The sequence below is a fragment of the Sinomonas sp. B1-1 genome (genome assembly GCF_050474465.1).
In the GTDB taxonomy this organism is placed as follows: domain Bacteria; phylum Actinomycetota; class Actinomycetes; order Actinomycetales; family Micrococcaceae; genus Sinomonas; species Sinomonas flava.
In genome coordinates this window covers 1-14090 of the sequence record NZ_JBCHVF010000012.1, presented here as the reverse complement: position 1 = coordinate 14090, position 14090 = coordinate 1, and the positions used below count along the sequence as shown (strand labels likewise).

The window sequence follows — 14090 nt, the reverse complement described above, 5'->3', positions numbered from 1 at the left end:
CACGTTCTGCGGGAGGATGGTGAGGTGCTCCCTTCCGGACAGTCGCCGCGGCAGTTCTTCCTCGCGTGGCTCGGGTGGGTTGCCCTCGGCGAGTTCGCCGGCTTCCTGATCCCGACGGCTGCCGAGGCGCTCATTATCTCCCTCGGCCTCGAGGACCTCCCGGGGGCTGCACTCGTCGTCGTCGTCGTCGCCGGCGCCGGCGAGGGGGCCGTCCTCGGCGCCGTGCAGGGGTGGCGGCTTTCCCGAGAGCTTCCGAACCTGAACCGCAGGCGGTTCGTCGTCCTCACCGCGGCCGCCGCGATGCTCGCGTGGGCACTCGGCATGCTCCCCGTCGTCGCGGCCCCAGCCTGGACGGAGTGGCCGATGGCAGCCGTCCTGACAGCCGCCGTCGTGCTCGGGTTCGCCCTGCTCGCGACCATCGGCGCGGGCCAGTGGCTGGAGCTCCGCCGCCACACCGCCCGCGCGTGGCTCTGGATCCTCGCGACGGCGGGGGCATGGCTGGTCGGCCTCGGTGCGTTCTTCGCGATCGCCCCGCCGCTGTGGCACGAGGGGCAGCCGCTCGTCGTCGTGCTCGCGATCGGCGCCCTCGGCGCTGCGGCCATGGCCGTCTCCATGGCAGCTGTCACAGGCTGGGCGGCGCTGCGCCTCCTGCGCCGTCCCACGGGTCCGCGCACGACGGCGTGAGTGCGCCTCGCCCGTGGAACACTGGACCGGTGGGCGAAGTCTCCTGGGAGGGCGCGGTCAACGCGCGCCGTGTGGCTGGCTGCGTGTACCGGATGGGCCGCCGCGAATGGCTCACCGAGCGCGGCTGGCGCCAGATGCACGACGACGGCGTCCTCACCGTCGTCGACCTGAGGAACCCCGGCGAGCAGCGCCGTCGCCCGACCGACCCCGAGGTGGGCGCAGAGGCCATGGCTGGCGTCGACATCGTGAGTGCTCCGACCGAGGATCCCGACCATCCCGAGCACGCCGAGCTGTACCGCGGCCAGATGCCGCCGTACCTCAACCACCCGCGGGGGTATGAGGGGATTGTCCGGCTCTTCCCCGACAGGATCGTCGCGGTCTTCCGCGCGATCGCCCAGGCGCCGGCCGGCGTCGTGCTCCACTGCTCCGCAGGACGGGACCGGACCGGCCTCATCGTCACCATGCTGCTCCAGCTCGCCGCCGGCGCGGACGGGCGGGACGCCGTCCGGTCCGTGGCCGAGCAGTACGAGGCGAGCGTCCGCGGCATCAACGCGTGGCACCGCATCAGCCCGGTCAAGCACCCCTACGAGCGGTGGCACGACGACGCGGAGCTCGCCCCGATCATCGCCGAGAGGCAGGAGGCCCTTGCGATGTTCGCGGCCGGGCTCGACGTCGAACGGTTCCTGCTCGAGCATGGCCTCAGCGCGGAGGAGATCGAGCGGGTGCGCGCGAAGATGCGGGGGTAGTCGGGCTGTAGGCTCTCGCCATGCCCTTCGCTGAACCCGTGACGCTGCGCGGCCTCCTCGTGACCCTTGAGCCGCTGTCGCGGGAGCATTGCGCCGAGCTCGAGGAGGCGGTGCGCGACGGCGAGCTGTGGAACCTCTGGTACACCTCGGTGCCTCGCCCCGAGGGTGTCGTGGCGGAGGTCGACCGCCGGCTCGCGCTCCAGGACGCGGGCAGCATGCTGCCCTTCGTCACGCGGCGCGTGACCGACGGCCGCGCCATCGGCATGACCACGTACATGAACATCGACGCCGCCAACCGCCGGCTCGAGATCGGCTCGACCTGGAACGCGCAGAGCGCCCACGGCACCGGCACCAACGCCGAGTCCAAGCTCCTCCTGCTCCGCCACGCGTTCGAGGCCCTCGACTGCATCGCCGTGGAGTTCCGGACGCACTGGATGAACGCGCAGTCGAGGGCGGCCATCGAGCGCCTCGGCGCGAAGCAGGACGGGGTCCTCCGCAGCCACCAGATGATGCCCGACGGTTCGCTGCGCGACACCGTGGTCTACTCGGTCATCGCCTCCGAGTGGCCGATGGTCCGCAACGGCCTCGAACTGCGGCTCGCCCGGCGCTGACTGCCAGCGCCACGCACGACGACGACGGGGGCCGCCCGCCGTCGTCGTGCGTTAGTGAGGGGTGCTACGGGAGCACGCGGTCGTTCACGAGCGCCTGGTAGTAGCCGTAGCGGTAGCCGGAGGCGTTGGGGTGGAAGTCCTCGTTCGGGTCGGTGGAGCCGTAGTTGATCCACTGGCCGGAGAACGAGCCGATCTCGTGGCCGTTGAACTCGTCGCGGACGTCCACGAAGGTGACGCCGTTCGCCGCCGCGGCACTCTTGATCACGGAGTCGAGCGTGTCGATCGAGGCGTTGAGCCGGCGCGGGAAGTCACTGAAGAGGTAGAGGCCGGTGAAGAACCGCGGGTAGCCGGCCGCGACGACCTTCGCCTTCGGGAACTTGGCCTTGACTGCCTTGTACGCGCCGGTGAGCTTCGTGGTCAGGTCGGCCTGCTCTGCAGAGGTGAGGGTCAGCAGGTCGATGCAGGCCTGCGTGACGGTCCCGTTGGGGCAGGCCGTCGCGACCTGGTTGGAGCCGGCGTCGATCCCGCCGACCGTGAGGGTCACGAGGCCGACGGTGCTCGGGTCGACGGTCGTGGGGAGCGCGCTGAGCTGGGCCGGGATGTCGCTGGTGCTCGCGCCGGAGCAGGCCTGATTGGTCTTCAGGTCCACGCGGGAGTTGAGGGTGTCGGCGAAGATCGGGTAGCTCGAGGTGATGCTGCGGTAGCAGGTGGTGTCGATGTACGGCCCGGCACCCTGGCCCGCAGTGTAGGAGTCGCCGAGGGCCACATAGTTGACGGTGGTGGCGGGCGCGGGCTTTCCGCCTCCGGCCTTCGCGGCGCTCTGGACGGCGCGGGCAACGCTAGTGTCCTGGTCGCCGGGCGGCGCTGCGGACGCCGGCACGATGCCTGCTCCAGCGGTCAGGCCGACCGCTGCGGCGAGCGCGAGAAGCCCGCGGGCGATGAAGCGTGGACTGTGGTTCGAGCGGCTCATGGTGTCCCCTTGCATGAAGTCATAGGCCCGTCCGGGCGTCCGGCACGGTCCAACCGAACCGCCCCCTCAACGTAGGGGGCCGGTGCTCAGGGCAGCTAGGGCCGAACGGCACGCGTGAGCGCGGCGAGCCGCACAGGAACGCACGACGACGGCGGGTGCAGCCGCCGTCGTCGTGCGCTGGGTGGTGGTCGGTGGGAAGTCGGATCAGCCCGCGGGTGCGGGTACTGGCAGGCCGAGCGCGGCGCCCACCAGAGGCGCGTAGCCGAGGAGGTAACCCGCATCGTTCGGGTGCAGTCCGACGCCCGGGTCCAAAGGCGAGTGGATCCACGGATCGGCCGAAGGCCAGGCATGCCCGGTGAATGCTCCAGTCACGGAGACGAAGGGAACGCCGTTACGGGCTGCGGCCGCCTCGATCGACTGGTTGAGAACATCGGCTCCATAGTTAAGGGCCACCGCAAGCTGCTGGAGGGTGGGGTCACCCGCGAGGTTCTGCGCTTCGAAGAGATGCGGATAACCGGTCATCACGATCTGTGCGTTGGGAGTTCGAGCGCGGATCGCCGCGATCACGCCATCGAGCTTGCCGGGGAGGACGCTTGCTGCCGCCAACGTCGAGTCAGCAATCATCTGCCCGCACATCGGTGAGCCGTTCAGGCAGGCGGTGGTTGTCTGAATGGCGCCGACGTCATTGCCACCCACCGTGACTGAGATCAGGCCCGTGTTCGGGGGGATGGTCTTGGCCTGCTTGAGCACGTCCTCCGTCGTTGCGCTGCCACAGGAGATGTTCTTCTTGGCGCCGAGGAGGGCGGGGTAGGAATCGTAAGTGCGGCCGCAGTCGGTGCCGTCAAGAACGGGTTCGTCGCCGCCGACGCCGGCAGCGTATGAGTCGCCCAGCGCGTAGTACCAGCTGGGCTGCGGAGGCGCCGCCGAGGCCGGAAGGGCGCCGACCCCCGCGACGAGTCCGGCGGCGGCGAACAGGGCCGTCAGGACCCTCGCCACCGGGTGTGCTGTCCGGACAGGTGTGCTCACTGGTGCCTCCTTGCATGGAGTGAACGCCTGCAGGCGCAGGCGGGCCGGGTGCGACCGTGCCCATACGCTACGGTGCGAGGTCGCCGGGCGGGTAGGGACCAACAGCACTGGCCCGAACATGCCGGGACCCCGCGCCCGAACGGACGCGGGGCCGGGGCCCTGTAGGTTGCCGCCGGTCGCGCCTGCGGCGTCAGCCGACGAACGGCCGCACGGCGGGCACGTAGCCGTAGGTGTAGCCCTTCGAGTTCGGGTGGAAGGCCTCGAACGCGTAGCTGCTGTCCCCTGGTGCGTGGATCCACGGGTCGGAGGAGCCGATGCCGTGGCCGAGGAAGCGCCAGGACACGTCCGCATAGAGGGTGCCATTCCGCAGCGCAGTTGTGGCGATTGTCGAGTTCAAGAGCGCGGTGGCGCCGTTGATCTGAGCGGCGACCGGCTGCTGCGCCAGCGGGAGGCCCTGGACCGTGAACAGCAGCGGGTAGCCGGTCAGCGTGATGAGAGCCCTGGGCGCCTTCGTGCGGACCGCCCGGATCGCCGTGGTCAGCCCGGTTGGGAGATCCTTGAGGGCCGCCGTCGCGCCCGCAATAGCGGTCTGGCAGGCGGTCGTATCCGTCCCCATGCAGATGTTGGCGACCTGACCGGCGCCGATGTCGTTCGCACCGACGGTGATGGTCACCCGTGTCGTCGATGCATTGAGGTTGGCCGACTGGGACACCACAGAGTTGTCCGTTCCGGTTGCCGTCGCCCCGAAACATGCCGCATTCGTCCCGCCGAGCTGGGTCGGGTAGGCCTGCAGCGTGCGCAGGCACGTTTGGTCGATGTAGTCGGTGCCGCCGGTCCCGGCCGCGATGGAGTCGCCGAGGCCGATGTAGGTGGATGGCGTGGCGGCCGAGGCGGGCAGCGCGGAGGCCCCCGCGACGAGGCCGAGGGCGGCGATGAGGGAAAGAAAGGCCCGCAGGAAGCGTGAGCGCGCGCTCGACGGCGGGGGGCTGGGGTGGGTCTGCATGGTGCGGCTCCTGGCGTGAGGCGCCCCGCCGTCGTCGTCCATCCCCCAGCTGGTGGACTGGCGCCGGAGAGGCTGACAGTCCTGACGTCCGCCATGGTAGGCCCGCTCCCGCTGGAGAAGAAGGTCCGGAGCAGTGCGGCGGACGCCCTCGTGCACGGAAGGGCGACCGTGTATCCTGAATCCATTACCGAACGGCCGGTCAGTAATTTGCCCGCGCCCCAGGCCCATCCACCGGAAGGATCCGTCGACGATGACCACTGCCCCGGAAGCACCCGCCAAGGACGCCGCTGCCGCCGCCGTCGTCCCGAGCTACGTCCGCGACTCGTGGTGGACGCCTGCCAGCGGCACGGACAGCGCCGCGCGAGGGGCGGGCGCCGAGGTCCGCGACGCGAGCACTGGCGAGCTGCTCGCCGTCGTGAACGCCGACGGCCTCGACCTCGCCGGCATGGTCGAGTACGGCCGCACGGTGGGCCAGGCGGAGCTCGGCAAGTTCACCATCCACGAGCGGGCCCTCAAGCTCAAGGAGCTCGCCCAGTTCCTCAACGGCCACCGCGAGGAGCTCTACGAGCTCTCCTACAAGACCGGCGCCACGAAGATCGACTCGATGGTGGACATCGACGGCGGCATCGGCGTGCTCTTCACCTTCGGTTCCAAGGGCCGCCGCGAGCTGCCCAACACGAATGTGATCGTCGAAGGGCCCATGGAGACCCTCTCCCGTGACGGCTCGTTCGTCGGCGAGCACATCTACACACGCATCCCGGGCGTCGCCGTGCAGATCAACGCCTTCAACTTCCCGGTCTGGGGCATGCTCGAGAAGTTCGCCCCCGCATTCGTCGCCGGCGTCCCGACCATCGTCAAGCCCGCCACCCCGACCGGCTACGTCACCGAGGCGATGGTCCGCCTCATGGTCGAGTCCGGCATCCTCCCTGCCGGTTCCATCCAGCTCATCTCCGGCTCCGCCCGCTCGCTGCTGGACGAGCTGGACTACCGCGACCTGGTCTCGTTCACGGGCTCGGCCTCGACCGCGAACCTCCTCAAGTCCCACGACAACGTGGTCCACGGCGGGGTCCGCTTCACCTCGGAGACCGACTCGCTCAACGCCGCGATCCTCGGTCCCGACGCTGTGAAGGGCACCCCGGAGTTCGACGCCTTCGTCAAGTCCGTGGTCACCGAGATGACGGTCAAGGCCGGCCAGAAGTGCACCGCCATCCGGCGCACCATCGTCCCGGCGGAGCTCGTGGACGACGTCGTTGCCGCCATCGGCGCGCGCGTCACCGAGCGCGTCGTCGTGGGTGATCCCCGTGCGGAAGGCGTCACGATGGGCGCCCTCGCCTCCGTGGACCAGCTCAACGACGTCCGCGACGCCGTGCAGTCCCTCGTGGACGCGGGCGGCCGGATCGCATTCGGTTCCCTCGACGCTCCCGAGGTCGTCACGGCCAGTGGCGAGAAGGCCGTCGTGGCCGACGGCGCGTTCATGTCCCCGATCGTCCTGACGTGGGAAGACGCGCTCGCCCCGGCGCTCCACGGCACGGAGGCCTTCGGCCCCGTCTCCTCGGTGGTCGGATACTCCTCCCTCAAGGAGGCGGTCGACCTCGCCGCGATGGGCTCGGGTTCGCTCGTGGCCTCCGTCTGCACCAACGACCCCTCGACGGCGCAGTACCTCGTCACCGAGATCGCCGCCCACCACGGCCGCGTGCTCGTCCTGAACCGCGAGGACGCCAAGACCTCGACCGGGCACGGTTCCCCGGTGCCGCACCTCGTCCACGGCGGTCCCGGCCGCGCGGGCGGCGGCGAGGAGCTCGGCGGCATCCGCTCCGTCAAGCACCACATGCAGCGCACCGCCGTCCAGGGCTCGCCGAACATGCTCACCGCCGTGACGGGCGTCTGGCACACCGGCGCGGACCGCAACCTCGCGGATCCGGCCGACCCGTCGACCCACCCGTTCCGGAAGTCCCTCGAGACCCTCCGGATCGGCGACGCGATGCGCTCCGAGCTGCGCGAGGTCAGCCTCGAGGAGATCACCAAGTTCGCCAACGAGACCGGCGACACGTTCTACGCCCACACCGACGCCGAGGCAGCCCGCGCCGCCGGCGTGTTCCCCGGGATCGTGGCGCACGGCTACCTGCTCGTGAGCTGGGCCGCGGGCCTGTTCGTCTCGCCGGAGCCCGGCCCCGTCCTGCTGAACTACGGCCTCGAGAACCTGCGGTTCCTCCAGCCGGTCCCCGCCGGGGACTCGATCCGCGTGACCCTCACCGCGAAGGAAATCACCCCGCGAGTCACCGACGAGTACGGCGAGGTCCGCTGGGACGCCGTCCTGACGAACCAGGACGACGAGCTCATCGCCAACTACGACGTGCTCACGCTCGTCGCAAAGACGTGGCCGGGCCAGCAGGCTCCCCAGCATACGGTGGGCCAGGCCCTCTGACGCGCGCACGGAGGCGCTGACGGCAGGGCCGGGGCACGTCCCCGGCCCTGCCGTCGTCTTCGGGTTCTCCGGGGCCAAAACCGGGCGGCGGGATTAAAATGGGCCCGTCAGTTACCCCTCGTGGAGGTGCGCCATGAATCTGGCGAGCAGACCGGCAACAACGATCCTGACGGTGGCCGACGAGGCCCGCGCCAAGGACTTCTACGAGGGAGCGCTGGGGCTCCCTGTCCGCGGGAAGGACCCGACCGGGATGATGATCCTCGGTCTGGACGGATCCGCATCACTGGGCCTCATGGTGGACCCGAACTCGGTCCACTCCGGCCACACCGCCCTGACCTTCGAAGTCGACGACATCGAGGGCGCCATGGCGGAACTCGAGGGGCGCGGCGTGCACTTCGAGGACTACGACCTGCCTGACCTGAAGACGGACGAGCATCACATCTTCAGCACCGAGGGCGAACGCGCCTCGTGGTTCGCGGATCCTGATGGCAACATCCTCTGCCTGCACCAGGGCGGGGCGGTCGAGTACAACATGTAGCCCCGAGTACAACATGTAGCGCTGGGCACTGCCTGCAGCGCTGCGACGCGCTCGACGGCGGCGGGCCGGGTACGCCACCCGGCCCGCCGCCGTCGTGCGTCCTGCAGCAGGCCGGCCGATTGCCCTGCGCGCGGCTTCCGGCCACTCTGGATCCATGCACGACGACCTGCCCCCGGGGCTCCTGGACCTGCGCCGCCACCTGGCGCCCGTGGTCGATCCGCTGCCCTCGCCTGAGGGCTGGTGGGACGGGCCCCGGAGGTGGTGGGGAGGCCCGCTCGACGTCGAGGGGCTCGCGCTCGGGTCCGTCGGCGCCCTGATCGCAGCCCTCGCAGCTTTGGACGACGCCCAGGGCGCACGACGCCGCGCGGCGACGAGCGCGGCCGGCGTCGCGGCCTCCTTCGACTCCATCCGCCACCTCCGCGTCGACGGCCGGGCCCTGGACATCTGGGCGCCCATGTCCGGCTTCCATCCAACGGCGGACGGCTGGGTCCGCCTGCACGCGAACTACCCGCACCACGCCCAGCGGCTCCTCGCCGCGGTCGGCATCGCCTCCCCGGACCACCTCGGTGCCGCGCTGCTGGAGCAGTCCGCGCTCGACGTCGAGGCCACCGTCCGTGCCGCGGGCGGAGTGGCTGCCGCCGTCCGCACGCGGGGCGAGTGGGCGGCGTCGTCCGCGGGCCAGGCCGCGGCGGGCGAGCCGTGGATGCGCTTCTCCCTCGCCGGAGCGGACCCGGTCCGGCCCCTCCCGCAGACGGATGCCGCGGGCCTCCCGCTCGCCAGCGTCCGGGTCCTGGACCTCACACGTGTTATCGCGGGCCCGAGCGCCACCCGCCTCCTCGGCGCCCTCGGCGCAGACGTGCTGCGCGTCGACCCGCCCCAGCATCCCGAGCTGCCCGACGCGCACCTCGACACGGACTTCGCCAAGCGCAGCGCAGTGGCTGACCTCCGGGAGGCCGAGCAGCTTCTCCGTGTCCGTGCGCTCGCGGGGGAGGCCGACGTCGTCCTCCTCGGCTACCGTCAGGCCGCGCTCGCGCGCTTCGGGCTGGACCCGGACGCCCTGCGTGCGGACTTCCCGCACCTCGCCGTCGTCGCCCTGAACGCGTGGGGATGGGACGGGCCGTGGGCTGACGGGCGCGGCTTCGACAGCATCGTGCAGGCCGCCTGCGGGATCGCCCACGTGTACGGGACCCCGCCGGAGGAAGGCACGCACGACGGCGCGCAGCGGCCGCCGGGGTGGCGTCCCGGGGCGCTGCCGGTCCAGGCCCTCGACCACGCGACCGGGATGGGCATGGCCGCGGCGGCCGTCGGACTGCTGGCCGCGCGTGGCCGAGGGATCGCGGGCAGCGCCCGCCTGAGCCTCATCGGGACGGCCAACGAGCTGCTCGGCGCTGCGCCGCCGGAGGTCCCGGGGGCGAAGGCAGACCTGCCAGTGCCCCTGAACCGCGCGGAGTCTCCCTACGGCACGCTCGACTTCGTCCCGCCGCCCCTGCTCCTCGACGGCGCACAGCTTGCCTACCCGCGGGTCCCGGGCCGCTACGGCTCCTCGCCGCTGGCCTGGGGCACGGGGGCGTAGCCCTCCGGGCGCGGCTCCTCAGCCCCGTACCGCCTTCGCGCGGCGAAGCCACCCGTCGATCCACCACGCGAGCTCCACGAGCACGATCCCCACGCCCGCGCATGCCAGCGCCGACCACGTGTGCTCCCAGTTGCTCGGGTCCAGCTCGAAGACGGTCCGTGTGAACGGCAGGGCGAACATGGCGAACGAGGCCGCCATCATCACCGCGACGAGGCCGACCTTCCACCACGCGTACGGCCGCGCCACGATCGCGAGGACCCATAGGGCGATGGCGATCAAGGTGATGAGGGCGGACGTGCTGGCCTGGACCTGGGTGGTGCCGCCGGCGAGCACGGACGGCCGGACCATGAGGTACGAGGTGTAGCACGCCACGGCGATCACGACGCCTGCCGGGATGGCCATGCGCATGACCCGGCCCACGAAGCCGGGGCGGGCGCGGTCGTGGTTGGGGGCGAGCGAGAGGATGAAGGCCGGTACCCCGATCGTGAACCAGCCGGTGATGGTCACGTGGCGCGGCAGGAACGGATAGGGGAGCGCCTCGAGCCCGATGAGCCCCGGGATGCCCACCATGATGGCGAGGAGCACGGAGTAGACGGTCTTGGTCAGGAACAGGTTCGCGACCCGCTCGATGTTCCCGATGACCCGCCGCCCCTCGCCGACCACGTGGGGGAGCGTCGCGAACCGGTTGTCGAGGAGGACGATCTGCGCTACGGCCCTCGCGGCCGGGCTCCCCGCGCCCATCGCGACCCCGATGTCCGCGTCCTTGAGCGCGAGGACGTCGTTGACGCCGTCGCCCGTCATGGCCACGGTGTGGCCGCGGGACTGGAGGGCCCGGACCATGCCGCGCTTCTGTGCGGGGCTCACCCGGCCGAACACGGTCCGCTCCTCGAGCGCCCCGGCCAGCCGCTCGTCGTCGTCCGGGAGGCGGCGTGCGTCCACGGGGGAGTCGGCGCCGGGCAGGTCGAGCTGGGCCGCCACCGCGCCCACCGACGCCGCATTGTCACCCGAGATGACCTTGACCGTGACCTTCTGCGCGGCGAAGTAGTCGAGGGTGGGCCGGACGTCCTCACGCACCTTCTGCTCCAGCACCACGAGGGCGGCAGGCTCCAGACGGGGCATGACGTCGGCGGGCCGGGTTCCCGCGGCAGGATCGGCGGATCGCGGCTCGCCGGCGCCCTGGGATGCCGCGGCGGGAAGCGAGTCGGCCCGGGCCAGCAGCAGGACCCGCAGGCCGCGCGCCCCCACCTCTTCGGCCTCGTGGCGGCCCGCGGCGCTCTCGGGCAGCAGGATGTCCGGCGCGCCCAGCAGCCACGCGCCGTGCTCCGCGAAGCGAACGCCCCCGTACTTCCGGGCCGAGGAGAACGGGAGGGTCTCCTCGACCGTCCAGCCGGGGGAGTCGGGGAACGCGTCCCGGATGGCCTGCATGCTCGCGTTCGGCCGCTTGTCCGCGGCGGCCAGCGCCGCGAGCGCGAGGCCCGGGTCGCCGTCGTGCGCCAGCTGCCGCACGTCGGCGAGCTCCATCGCGTTCTCGGTCAGGGTTCCCGTCTTGTCCGCGCAGACAACGTCCACGCGGGCCAGCCCCTCGATCGCGGGGAGCTCATTGACGAGGCAGTTGCGCCGGCCCAGGCGGACGACGCCGACCGCGAAGGCGATCGTCGTCATGAGGATGAGGCCCTCCGGGACCATCGGGACGAGCGCCGCGACCATGCCGCGCAGCGCGTCCGGCAGGTCCTCCTGGCCGGTGAGCTGGTTGTAGACCGAGAGGATGCCCGCAGGGATGAGCAGCCAGGTGATGACCTTGAGGATCGTGTTGATGCCGTTGCGCAGCTCCGAGTTCACGAGCGTGAACTTGCTCGCCTCCGCCTCGAGCTGCGCCGCGTACGCTTCGCGGCCCACCTTCGTGGCCCGGTACAGGCCCGTCCCCGAGGACACATAGGAGCCGGACAGGACAGGGCTCCCCGGGACCTTCGGGATGGGGTCCGCCTCGCCGGTGAGGAGGGACTCGTCGAGTTCGAGCCCGTCGGCGGCGAGGACCTCGCCGTCGACCACGGCCTGGTCGCCGGGGCCGAGCTCGATAACGTCATCGAGCACGATCTCGTGGGGCGGGATCTGGGCGGTGCGGCCGTCGCGGCGAACGTGCGGGTGCGCCTGGCCCACGATGGCCAGCCGGTCCAGGGTGCGCTTGGCGCGGAGCTCCTGGACGATGCCCACGATCGAGTTGGCGACGATGAGGCCGGCGAACATGCCGTCGAGGATGTGCCCGGTGGAGAAGATGATCACCGCGAGCACGGCGAAGATCGCGTTGATGCGCGTGAAGACGTTCGAGCGGACGATCTCCCACGTGCTGCGGCTCGCGCGCGGGGGCACGTCGTTCGTGGCGCCGTCGGCGACCCGCCGGGCGACCTCGATGGCGCTGAGGCCGGATTCGCCCCCCGTCGTCGTCGTCCCGACGCCTGCTTCAGAGCCCACACGACAACCTTAGTGCCGCCGCGCGCGGGTGCGTCAGCCCCGGCTCAGCCCTGCGGTGCCCAGACCTCGATCCACAGCGGATTGCCGGCCGTCGCGGCGCGCGAGACGGCGGTGAGGCCGCCGTCGTCGCCGATCCGGTAGGCCGTGAGGTGGTCGGAGCGCTCGCCGCAGGCGAGGAGGAAGCGGCCGGAGGGGTCGACGGCGATTCCGCGCGGCTGCGTCTCCGTCGGGGTGTGGCCGAGGAACGCGAGCTGGCCGTCGCCGTCGACGGTGAACCGCGCGATGGTGCTCGTGGAGCGCTCGGTCGCGAAGAGGAACCGGCCGTCCGGGGTGAGGCGGAGGTCCGCGCACCACACGACGTCCGGGCCGGGGTCCGGGTTGCCCGTGGAGCGGATCGAGCCGGGACCCAGGCCCAGGCCCTCGACCGCGGAGATGCGCTGCAGGAGCGTGAGCGCGCCGGTGGCGGCGTCGCGCGCGTAGACGGTGACGTCGCCCGAGAGCTCGTGCAGGGCGTAGACGCGGTCGGCCGCCGCGTTGAAGCGGAGGTGCCGCGGCCCCGATCCGGGCTGCTCGGCCACCTGCCCGTCGGGACGCACGACGCCGCGGCGCCCCTCGCCTGCCGAGCCGCCGCCGGGTGCGGCGTCCAGGGCGAACCACGAGATGCGGTCCTCGCCGAGGGATGCCGCGTAGACGAAGCGACCGTCTGGGCTGGGGACGGCGCAGTGGGTGTTGCGCCCTGACTGGTACTCGACCGGGTCCCCGGGCCGTCCGGGCACCGGGTACGCCACCATGAGGCCCTCGTGGTAGGACGCGCTGAAGATCCTCTCTCCCTCGGGTGCGAGCGAGATGAAGCACGTGCTCGCCGGGACCTCGCGGGCGGAGCCGGGGGTGGCGGCGCCCGTCGCGGGGTCGAGGGCGAGGGCGACCGTGCGCCGCGGATCGGCGTTGAGGCCCGCGTAGAGGGTGGCGGCGGAGCCACCCGGGCCGGCGGGGTCGAGGGCGAGGGCCGCGACGCGGGGGAGGCCCTCGGCGCGGGAGAGGTGCTCGAGCGCACCTGTGTCCTGGTCGAGGGACAGGGCGTCGACGGTACCTCCGGTCTGGCAGGCCACGAAGACATAGGTGGTGGGCATCGCTACTCCTCAGCGTCGTCGAGCCAGCCGGCCGCGCGGAACATCCGCTCGTAGATCCGGCGGATGGTGGGCTCCTTGTGTCGGTTGTAGTCCATGACGAGCTGCTCGCCTGCCGCGTTCGCCGCGGCGAGCTTCGCGTCCCGGTACTCGGCGCGGTCCGCCGGGGTGGCGCGCAGCCAGTCGCGGAACATGCGGTGGCGTTCGGTCTCGGGACAGTGCGGGCCGAAGACGTGGAGGTTGACCGCAGGCTGCTCGGCGGGGTCCGCGCGGACCAGGCAGCGGTGCTCGTGCCACTCGGGCTCGCGCACGCGGAGCCGGTACCCCGCCGCTTCGAGAGCCGGCACGTAGTCCGCCTCGTGCTCGGGGTGGGCCACGGTGAGGTCGACGTCGATCACCGGCTTCGCGGGCAGGCCCGGCACGGAGGTGGACCCGACGTGCTCGATGACGAGGGCCCGGCCGCCGAGGGCGGCGCGGATCCCGGCGGCGACGGCCTCGAACTGCGCCGGCCACGCGGCGTCGTACTCCACTACCCGCACTGGCACGGCTACCGGAGGCGGCCCCACCCAGGGGTCCACGCCGGGGGCCGGCTCGTGGTGGCGCATGACTGCTGCCCGCCATTCGTGCTCGGTGAGCCCGGCGTGGCCGTTGGGGGATGGCATGCGCCCACGCTAGCAGCGGGCGGGCGAGGGGGCCCGGAGATGGCTCCTACCGGTCTTCAGAGGCCGAGGGTGGTGAGGATGGGGAGGTGGTTGCGGGTGGTGTCGCGGGCGTGTTGGGCGGTGGGGGCGGCGAGGGCGAGGGTGGCGAGGTGCTGGGCTTGGGGGAGGGTGATGGTGGCCAGGACCTTGTTCACGGCGGCCAGGGCGCGGGGGGTCATGGAGAGGGTGGTGACGCCGAGGCCGACGAGGACGGCGG

Annotated in this window: 12 protein-coding genes and 1 pseudogene; 6 read left to right on the top strand and 7 right to left on the bottom strand. The window is 71.8% G+C overall.

Annotation, left to right across the window (positions count from 1 at the left end):
- The first annotated feature begins 24 nt into the window (after positions 1-24).
- Genes ACQ5BE_RS15340 through ACQ5BE_RS15330 form a run of 3 tightly spaced genes read left to right on the top strand, consistent with a single transcriptional unit; the run spans position 25 to position 2041 of the window.
- Entirely contained in the window at positions 25-684 is a 660-nt protein-coding gene (locus ACQ5BE_RS15340) for a hypothetical protein (protein WP_430297876.1), read from the top strand.
- Positions 685-713: 29 nt separating this feature from the next.
- Entirely contained in the window at positions 714-1430 is a 717-nt protein-coding gene (locus tag ACQ5BE_RS15335) for a tyrosine-protein phosphatase (RefSeq protein WP_430297875.1), read from the top strand.
- A gap of 20 nt (positions 1431-1450) precedes the next feature.
- Positions 1451-2041 (top strand): GNAT family N-acetyltransferase, encoded by a 591-nt coding sequence (locus tag ACQ5BE_RS15330; protein ID WP_430297874.1) that lies wholly within the window; start codon positions 1451-1453, stop codon positions 2039-2041.
- 64 nt (positions 2042-2105) lie between these two features.
- Here ACQ5BE_RS15330 and ACQ5BE_RS15325 read toward each other — a convergent pair whose 3' ends face one another.
- The 3 genes from ACQ5BE_RS15325 to ACQ5BE_RS15315 form a co-directional block, all read right to left on the bottom strand.
- A complete protein-coding gene (locus ACQ5BE_RS15325) occupies positions 2106-3011 on the bottom strand; it encodes an SGNH/GDSL hydrolase family protein (protein ID WP_430297873.1) in 906 nt (301 codons plus the stop codon).
- 204 nt (positions 3012-3215) lie between these two features.
- Positions 3216-4037 carry an SGNH/GDSL hydrolase family protein gene (locus ACQ5BE_RS15320; RefSeq protein ID WP_430297872.1) on the bottom strand — a complete coding sequence of 274 codons (822 nt, stop codon included), beginning with the start codon at positions 4035-4037 and terminating at the stop codon, positions 3216-3218.
- A 190-nt stretch (positions 4038-4227) separates the two neighbouring features.
- Entirely contained in the window at positions 4228-5040 is an 813-nt protein-coding gene (locus ACQ5BE_RS15315; RefSeq protein WP_430297871.1) for an SGNH/GDSL hydrolase family protein, read from the bottom strand.
- Positions 5041-5290: 250 nt separating this feature from the next.
- On the opposite strand from ACQ5BE_RS15315, the gene paaZ reads away from it, so the two are divergent.
- From paaZ to ACQ5BE_RS15300, 3 genes are all read left to right on the top strand, one after another.
- Complete coding sequence (gene paaZ, locus ACQ5BE_RS15310; protein ID WP_430297870.1) at positions 5291-7465, top strand: phenylacetic acid degradation bifunctional protein PaaZ; 2175 nt, start codon at positions 5291-5293, stop codon at positions 7463-7465.
- A 133-nt stretch (positions 7466-7598) separates the two neighbouring features.
- On the top strand, positions 7599-8003 hold the full coding sequence (locus tag ACQ5BE_RS15305; protein WP_430297869.1) for a VOC family protein: 405 nt from the start codon (positions 7599-7601) through the stop codon (positions 8001-8003).
- Positions 8004-8157: 154 nt separating this feature from the next.
- Positions 8158-9576, top strand: a complete 1419-nt coding sequence (locus tag ACQ5BE_RS15300; RefSeq protein WP_430297868.1) for a CoA transferase — start codon at positions 8158-8160, stop codon at positions 9574-9576.
- A gap of 18 nt (positions 9577-9594) precedes the next feature.
- Here the strand turns inward: ACQ5BE_RS15300 and ACQ5BE_RS15295 are convergent, their stop codons facing one another.
- The 4 genes and pseudogenes from ACQ5BE_RS15295 to ACQ5BE_RS15280 all read right to left on the bottom strand — a co-directional run.
- On the bottom strand, positions 9595-12045 hold the full coding sequence (locus tag ACQ5BE_RS15295) for an HAD-IC family P-type ATPase (RefSeq protein ID WP_430297867.1): 2451 nt from the start codon (positions 12043-12045) through the stop codon (positions 9595-9597).
- Between the two features lie 44 nt (positions 12046-12089).
- Positions 12090-13175, bottom strand: coding sequence for a lactonase family protein (locus ACQ5BE_RS15290; protein WP_430297866.1), 1086 nt, complete (start codon positions 13173-13175; stop codon positions 12090-12092).
- A gap of 2 nt (positions 13176-13177) precedes the next feature.
- Positions 13178-13834, bottom strand: a complete 657-nt coding sequence (locus tag ACQ5BE_RS15285; RefSeq protein WP_430297865.1) for a GrpB family protein — start codon at positions 13832-13834, stop codon at positions 13178-13180.
- Positions 13835-13890: 56 nt separating this feature from the next.
- A pseudogene (locus ACQ5BE_RS15280) lies at positions 13891-14090 on the bottom strand (phosphoenolpyruvate--protein phosphotransferase); the annotation flags it as partial.